We start from the raw sequence: 7139 nt of genomic DNA, 5'->3' as shown, positions 1-7139 counted from the left end.
GAGGAGGGGTGGCGGAACCGTTTTAAGACTGCGCGAGTAGGGATTCATTGTTCGGTTACGTCGACCCTGTGTGAGGTGCTGCCGCGGTGGGGGTGGAGGAGACGAAGGCTGTCAAGGATCAGGCGGTCGCCTTCAACTTCGCGCTGACGGCGCTGGCTATTCTGACCGCGGCGGCCACCTTTACGGTCAGCCTCGTTCCGCCGGGCAATTGGCTCGTAGCGATCCGCATTCTGGCCGGCTGCCTCGCGGTGGCGACCGCTGTTGTCGGTTTCTTCAAGTTCCGCAACGAGCGCGCGTTCAAGCGCCAACAGGAGGAGGAGCGGGTCTCGCTCGACCAAGCCCTCAAGGCAGAGTCTCGTCGCACTTCATTGCTTATCAACGGGGCCATGCTCGGCACTGCCGACAAGCTGCGCCGGCTCTCGGTGTTGGATCAGGCGACGAAGGATGTGGAGATCAGCGGGTTTCGCACGTCAATCGTCAGCAAGGTCTGCGATCTCGTCCAGAGCGAAGCGCCGAGGGCTGCCTACTTTCGGGTGCAAGACCTAGGTGCTCAATCCAGGGTGATGCAGTCGGGCACCTACAGTGACTCCCGAAATCGCGAAGACTCCTTCACCAGCGAGTTCGTCGAGGGCCACGGCAGTGATCAGGGGGTATGGGACCTGATAGATAGTGGCGATGTCGAGTGGAGTAATGACACGAACGCCGCGGTTCCCGCCTCATGGGACGTCTCTAGGAATCGGCAGTACAGGTCGTTTGTGTCGGTCGCTGTTCGCGCGGACAGGCTCGCTTTCGGGATGCTGACAGCCAACACGCTCGAGGCTGACGGTTTCTCGCACTCGGACGTCGCATCATCAAGGTTCTGGCACACCTACTTGCCGCCGCCGAAGCGACGACGATGACGCCCGCCCGCATCGCCAAGGCCTCCCAGCAGCGAGGGAACTAGAATGTGCCTAACGGGTTTTGTCAGGGAGCGCAGGTATGCTGGCGTCGTCCGAAAAGGGGTGAGTGATGGCGAAGACTGTGGAGTTCCACGACGCCGATATGCGTCGCGCCTGGGCGGAAGCCGATGCCGCCGAGCGTGACGCCGAGCAGAATCCCGAGCGCATCGCAGAACGCCGTCGCCGCTTGGTTAAGTGGGTTGAGGCACGCGCGAGCGCGTAGCGTGCCGGCCCGAGCTTGTTGGGCCAACATCACAGATCCTTAATTGAACTAGGTGATTTGATCGCAGGACAGCGTCCGGCGTGACTGCGCCAAGGCGGCTATTGCAGCGGTTCGCGGTGTTGAAACGGCTCCTTGCGCTGATCGCTCGGCGCCCTGGCGAGAATTAGTGGCCCCGAAGCAGTGTGTCGCCCGCCGCCGCAAGTGCGCCGTCATATACGTGCCCGTATACCCGAAGCGTAATCGCTGGGTCATGGCCGAGCCATTTTGCAGTAGCCGAGGGTGTTGTTCCGCGATCGAGCAGCATGGTGGCTGCGGTATGTCGAACGTCGTGTAACCGAATTAAAGGCACACCAGCGTCTTTCGCGTGCCGCATGAATTCGCCTGAATACGTCTCCGGTCGGATAGGGAGGCCAATCACGTTGACGGCGACCAACCCGGTGTCGGGATACTCCGAGCCGATGGCGAGGCGTTCTTCAGACTGGCGGAGCCTAAAGACGCGCAGTGCGGCGAGCACTTCGGCGGGCATCGGTAGTGCCCTGCGAGACCGCTTGGACTTCGGGTCTCCGGTGATAGTGCCTTGGCCTTCTGCTACAACACGACCCTGAGCGATGGTGACCGTTCCGCCATCGAGGTCCACATCGGACCAACGTAGTCCTAGAACTTCCGACCGGCGAAGCCCTGCCAGGGTCAGCAGCCAACATGCGGCGAGCCGATCGCCGCGCACATGTTCGCGAAACCGAACCGCTTGTTCTGCTGTCCAAGTGGCCATTTCGTGATGCTCCACCGCGGGCCTCCTCACTAAACGCGCTACGTTTCGGGCTACAAGGCCCTCCCTCATAGCGTCGTCGAGGGCCGACGACAGCACCACGAGCATTGTCACGACAGTCCGGGAACTAACGTTGCCTGGAATCTTGGACTGCACGGGATCGCTGTCCCGAACGGCAACATATCGGCCGCGGCTAGGCCGTATCACCTCGCCCGAGGCGACCAGCCGATCTAAGGCCTTGACGCCAGGATTGCCGAGTTCGTCACGAACTTCCGCGTATTGGGCACCGCCGGATCTTGACCGCAAGTACGCCAATACCTCAGCAGCGCGCCGTCCGCGCCTCTCACGCTGGGAAATGGGCGTGCCATTCAGCCGCAGTGTTACCAGGGCGTCGATGTCGGACGTTCCTAGTTGTTGCAAACCCAAGCCGCCAAGATTGTCGATAACGGGCTTTAACGAATGTCGGTAACCTGCAAGGGTATTAGCCCTGACGTCGCGTCTTCCGTCGAGCCACCTTGCCAAATACTCGGCGACGGTGGTGAGGTCTCTTTTTACGAACGTCCCCGCTGCAACCTCCGTCGAGATTTTTCGGTACTCACGGCGGGCTTCCGCGAATGTGGAGAAAGTGAACCGCTGTCTGTCGCGGGTGCCGTCAGCGTGGGTCCCGACGTCCACTTGGAATGTGTAGCTCACTGCGCCGTTCTTGGCGCTGCGCCGCGTAATTGGCTCAGTGCGGCGGGTGCGCTTAGTGGGTGGTTCTTCGGTCGTCGTCATCCACGCTCCTGCTGGTGTTTGTACTGTGGTCGCTTGCACGCTGCGTCGGGCCGGCGAAAAGACCTGCCGTCAGGGATAACCCGGCGAATACGATAAGCGTGCACGAAACTGCCGTCTCGACTTCGAGAGTTTCTTACGAGGCGATCAGTTGCTGTAGCTCTGAGGTGACGATGTAGACGCGCCCTCCCAATCTGCGTACGGGAAGTTCGCCAGACGCCGCGAGACGGTACGCCGCAGCTCGACTGATTCCCAGAATCGCCGCCGCGCGTGGTACGGCTAAGAGGAGCGGAAGCTCATCGAATACGTTCGAATCCATTTGATTCACCTCCCTCCGAGACCGTCGATTTGTCGCTGGGCAGGGACTGCTGTTGTGGGCTGCATCGTTGACAGAAGGTCGCTGCCTCGGTGCCGTCCGTCTGTGTGACTGTGATCGTGCGCGACAGCGGGTCCTCGCACTCGCCGCACCACGGCTTCTTCCGTCGTACTGAGAAAGGCGGCGGGGCTGGTAGCTCATTTAGCCGCCGCGCCAGCACTGCAGCAGGGAAGCGGACTCCCTCCGGCCGGGATGAGAGGTGGGCCACCAAGGTCTGTGACGTCCAGCCCGCAGCGAATGCTGCCTCGATTGCAGGTGAAAGTTTTCTCGCATCCTCCCCGCTAACTCTCCAAGGTCTTGGAAGGGATTCCAGCACGAACGCTGAGGAAGGTTTGGATGACGGTTCGATTGGACGGTTCAAGGGGTCCGCACCTTGGACCCGCTGAAGTGCACGCGGTGGACCCTCCCTGTCTGCAGATCGGACGGGCCCGGTCGCGTTGGCGGACTGGGGGAGGCCGGGATCCGGGCTGGTGCGCCTGTGTGGCGCATCGGGGTGATTGAGGAAGTAGCGACTTGAGCGTCTTGCTCCGGATTCGTGATACTGAGCAACTCGCAGAACGAGCCCGTCGTCCTCGAGTTTGCGGAGAGCCTTCAGCACGGTGCTTCTCGCAGCACAAGACTCCGACACAAGCTTTCGGAGTGACGGGTAGCAGGAGAGGCTCTCGTCTGCGCGGTTCGCTAGCAGCATGAGGACAAGGCGCTCTATCGGAGTCGAGACCTCAATGGTTATTGACCAGTCGAGCGCTTTCCAACTCATCGGTCACTCTCACATGCTCTCGGCGAATCGTCGATCATTCGGTTTCCAAGTTCTCTCGAGCGGTCATAGACGATCTCTCGGACGACTTTGGTGTGCGGTGAATTCCGCCGTCGCAAAGCGATGCAATCTCGGTGAAATGGAACGTAGATGAACAGATGAAACGGCGTCCACCACCCTGGGCGACTTGAGTCAGATTTCAACACTTGTCGTCATCGTGCTCGGACAGAAGGCGAAGTCAGAGGCGGTGCGGGACGTTTCACGTTGACCGGCAGTCTGGGCTACTCCGGCAGCCGCCTTCGCGGCAGGCCGTAGATGTACGTTTTCTGCCGTGCGTTCACGCACCGGAAAATCCCAAAATGGGCCTACGGAGCATTAGATGAGTACTAGTTGACCATTGGTTGGTCGCTTGTTGTGCACTGCTGGGGCATGCGACATAGTCATGAACATCTTCTTTCATGAGCGCAGCCAGAGTGCTCAGTATTGTTCTTGCGTAATACCTTTGGATTGGTGGTCAATCGGTGCACGTTGTCGGTACCCTAGGAGCGTGTGCGGCGCGATGTTGACTACAGCGATGGCCAGGCGGCCCCGCCGAACGCACACGCGCTGCCGTTGGGGTGGCATAAGAATGAGCGCAAGGTGCTTCTCTGAATGTCTAGAGGCCGGCAATGAACGATGAGCTGAGTCAAGCCAATAGCCGCGGATTCGAACTTGGCAGGAGGCATGCCGCGCTTTCGGAGACCATTGGGCAAGCGGCAGTGTGGGCCCGCTATTTCGGGGTTGCAACCTCGGAAGTCCTGCCCGACGAAGACACGTTGGTGACATACCCGCTTGGGCGGCATGCCGATCACCTGATGGCGCTTTGGAACCGTCTTGGAGGTGCATGCGTCGACCTTGCCTCCTCTTTCGAGGACGGCTTGAGCGCACGAAGTGTGTCAGTAACGCCGCCCAAGGATGAGGCTGCGCTTCAGTTAGCGACGTACGTGTGCGGCGCAGACTATGTACACAATCTCCAATCAAGAAGCTCTCATCGCTCTACGTTGCAGGATCTCTGGCGCAACGAAGTGACAAGCGCGTCACTGTATCTCAGTGTCTCCGGTATTTGTACCGCCGAGCTGGAACGGTATGCCTCAATCTCACAGGCACTTTTCGACGACGCTTCGGCTGTCGTTCGTGACGCCTACGCGCAGGCTGTCGCGGCCACGTACGGGCGAATTTGGGCCCGTGCTTCTCACGCCGATGAGGGTCGCGCACTCGTCGCATGGATGAAGGCACTGGTTGACGTAGGGTTCAGCTTCGAGGAGTGCGTCTCGGAAATGCGGGACCTGGAAGTGGCATCGCCCGACGCGGTGTCCTATTGCCTCCGTAGCAGAATTGCTTGGCTGCACGAAGGATGATCGGACTAATTTTGACGGGTGTGGGTGGAACGGATTCTAATGTCCGAGGGCGCTGATGGCCGCCGTCGCAACTGGCGCTATCGGGAAAAACGGGTGAGCACAAAGCTTTTAGCGAAGCGAGTTAGTCAAGAGGATCACGATCTGGTGGTTGCATACGCTAAGTGCTTGCATGTCACAGTCGCAGACCTTCTTGACCCGGCTGTCAAGGAGCTTATCAGCCGGGCCAGCGTCTACATGGCGATCGAAACCGTAGATTCGGTTGAACACGGAGACCATAAAAGAGATAATCAGTGAGCGGCCCGTGTTGTCAGTATTGCAGTCTCGGAGGCTGATTGCGCGTCCGCTGGGCGTATGAAAACCCGACGTATTCGAGTCGGATCTAGAGATGGCGACCCTGTTGTTCGACTCCAGAGTTCAAGGAATGAGCAACTACAGGACGCCGATCTCGCCGTCCATGAAATTGATCTTGCGCTCGACGCGCTCCAGCGCGGCGATCGGCACATCGTGCTCGACAAAGACGGCGACCCTCGCCTGATCTAAATGCGGCTCGTCCTCGTCCTTGCCGGCCAATTCTCAACCCTCGTCGGAGGCTCGTCCCTCCCACGTGGCCAGCTCCGTCTCGGGGAGTGGGTCGTCGAAGTCATCTGGAACCGCAAGGTCGGGCAGTTGGCCGAAACGGCGCGGGGGAGCCGGGGACATAGGCAGCTCCGATCCGGTGTCACCGCCCTCGCTCGTCATGCTCTCAGGATAGCTAGCGTCGCCGCGGCGATCCGGCGCAACAGAAAGCGTCGGAGTTTGAGCGGACTTTCGAGAGTCTCGACGCTCGGTGGACTGCCAAGAACGCAAGGGCACTGGCTGTGCGCGAGCAGGACCGGCCCCGCACTGCGGCACGACTTCATCGGTTGCAACGGCAGGCAAAGGACATCGGAATGGCTCACAGCGTCCCTGGTAGGAAGTCTGTCGACATCCTGCTATCGGTGCTTGTGGATCTGAAAGAGCGGATGGTCAACACCATCCTGTGAACACAGCCGTACACCGGCATCAGTTGACCGAGCGCAGAACGCGGATGCGCTGCTCATCGGAAAGGAGTCCACCCATCGGTGAGACTTCGCGCATCTCGATGCAGTCACGGCTGAGGCCAGTCAGGACACGACGGATACTGGGTATATCGCCGTCGTTCAGTAGGGACTGCCAGCGGTCGAGGTTACGCAGGTGAGGCTCACCGGTGACGTTGGACCGTAATCGCCGTAGGTTACGTTCGATCGAGGGTTGCTGTTGTGTGAGGGCGGAACGTGCGAGGTGTTTGGCCAGCTCGCGGTGAAGCTTCCATGACCGGCGTTCTGAACGCGTCAGCTCGGCAGCAATTGGTTGACGGGTGATTTCGAGTCGATAGCCCATGCAGGACAGCAGCCGGTCGAGTTGCTCATCGCTGAGTTCAACTTTGCCGGAGAGAAACTGGCTGATGCTTGGCTGATGTACGCCGCTGAACCGGGACAACTCAGACTGGGTAGTACCTGTTTCGTGCATCACCGTCCGCAGCACGCCGCTACGATCACTCATGTCGTAATTATAGTAGTGAATACTATAGATCTCTAGGGACTTGCTCGTCCAGCGCTATCGGCATCTGCTCGACGAGCTGAACACGCTGCGCCGCAACAAGTTCCGTGGTAGCGCGGGTCAGTACGTTTCCTCGGCGCGCATTCGCTCAAGCAACGTGCCCGCATGTGGGCCGTCCTGCGCCGGAATTGCCGACCGGGGCGCCAGGCTGTGTGTCCTCGCCGCGGTGACGAGGAGGTCCTCGCAGCCCTTGACCCTGTTGGCGCGCCACGAGGCTGCGGTAGCCGCTGGATCGAGAGGTTGCGGGCGATCTGGGGGCGGGGGGTGCCGGCCTGGTTGAGGGCGTGGCGGCGGCGA

Annotated in this window: 9 protein-coding genes; 3 read left to right on the top strand and 6 right to left on the bottom strand. The window is 60.2% G+C overall.

Annotated elements, in window-relative coordinates; translation table 11 throughout:
- Nucleotides 1-86: 86 nt before the first annotated feature.
- Entirely contained in the window at nt 87-899 is an 813-nt protein-coding gene (locus WA965_RS00070) for a hypothetical protein (RefSeq protein WP_526301101.1), read from the top strand.
- A gap of 109 nt (nt 900-1008) precedes the next feature.
- Nucleotides 1009-1161 (top strand): hypothetical protein, encoded by a 153-nt coding sequence (locus tag WA965_RS00065; protein ID WP_526301099.1) that lies wholly within the window; start codon nt 1009-1011, stop codon nt 1159-1161.
- Nucleotides 1162-1324: 163 nt separating this feature from the next.
- Here WA965_RS00065 and WA965_RS00060 read toward each other — a convergent pair whose 3' ends face one another.
- From WA965_RS00060 to WA965_RS00050, 3 genes are all read right to left on the bottom strand, one after another.
- Entirely contained in the window at nt 1325-2701 is a 1377-nt protein-coding gene (locus WA965_RS00060) for a site-specific integrase (protein ID WP_526301097.1), read from the bottom strand.
- A gap of 133 nt (nt 2702-2834) precedes the next feature.
- The gene (locus tag WA965_RS00055; protein ID WP_049778127.1) at nt 2835-3017 is read right to left on the bottom strand and encodes a helix-turn-helix domain-containing protein; all 183 of its coding nucleotides are present in this window, start codon (nt 3015-3017) and stop codon (nt 2835-2837) included.
- Nucleotides 2995-3831, bottom strand: coding sequence for a helix-turn-helix domain-containing protein (locus WA965_RS00050; protein ID WP_526301095.1), 837 nt, complete (start codon nt 3829-3831; stop codon nt 2995-2997). The genes WA965_RS00055 and WA965_RS00050 overlap by 23 nt, the downstream gene beginning before the upstream one ends.
- 665 nt (nt 3832-4496) lie before the next feature.
- On the opposite strand from WA965_RS00050, the gene WA965_RS00045 reads away from it, so the two are divergent.
- Nucleotides 4497-5225: a hypothetical protein gene (locus WA965_RS00045; RefSeq protein ID WP_526301093.1), complete on the top strand. Its 729-nt coding sequence runs from the start codon at nt 4497-4499 to the stop codon at nt 5223-5225.
- Nucleotides 5226-5654: 429 nt separating this feature from the next.
- Here WA965_RS00045 and WA965_RS00040 read toward each other — a convergent pair whose 3' ends face one another.
- The 3 genes from WA965_RS00040 to WA965_RS00030 all read right to left on the bottom strand — a co-directional run bounded on the left by WA965_RS00040 (nt 5655) and on the right by WA965_RS00030 (nt 6785).
- Nucleotides 5655-5795, bottom strand: coding sequence for a hypothetical protein (locus tag WA965_RS00040; RefSeq protein WP_526301091.1), 141 nt, complete (start codon nt 5793-5795; stop codon nt 5655-5657).
- Between the two features lie 3 nt (nt 5796-5798).
- Complete coding sequence (locus tag WA965_RS00035; RefSeq protein WP_526301089.1) at nt 5799-5963, bottom strand: hypothetical protein; 165 nt, start codon at nt 5961-5963, stop codon at nt 5799-5801.
- Between the two features lie 303 nt (nt 5964-6266).
- On the bottom strand, nt 6267-6785 hold the full coding sequence (locus WA965_RS00030; RefSeq protein ID WP_526301087.1) for a helix-turn-helix domain-containing protein: 519 nt from the start codon (nt 6783-6785) through the stop codon (nt 6267-6269).
- Nucleotides 6786-7139: the final 354 nt, after the last annotated feature.

It is taken from the genome of Mycobacterium sp. (assembly GCF_049683935.1).
Taxonomy (GTDB): Bacteria; Actinomycetota; Actinomycetes; order Mycobacteriales; family Mycobacteriaceae; genus Mycobacterium.
This window is presented reverse-complemented; position numbering and strand designations above follow the sequence as displayed.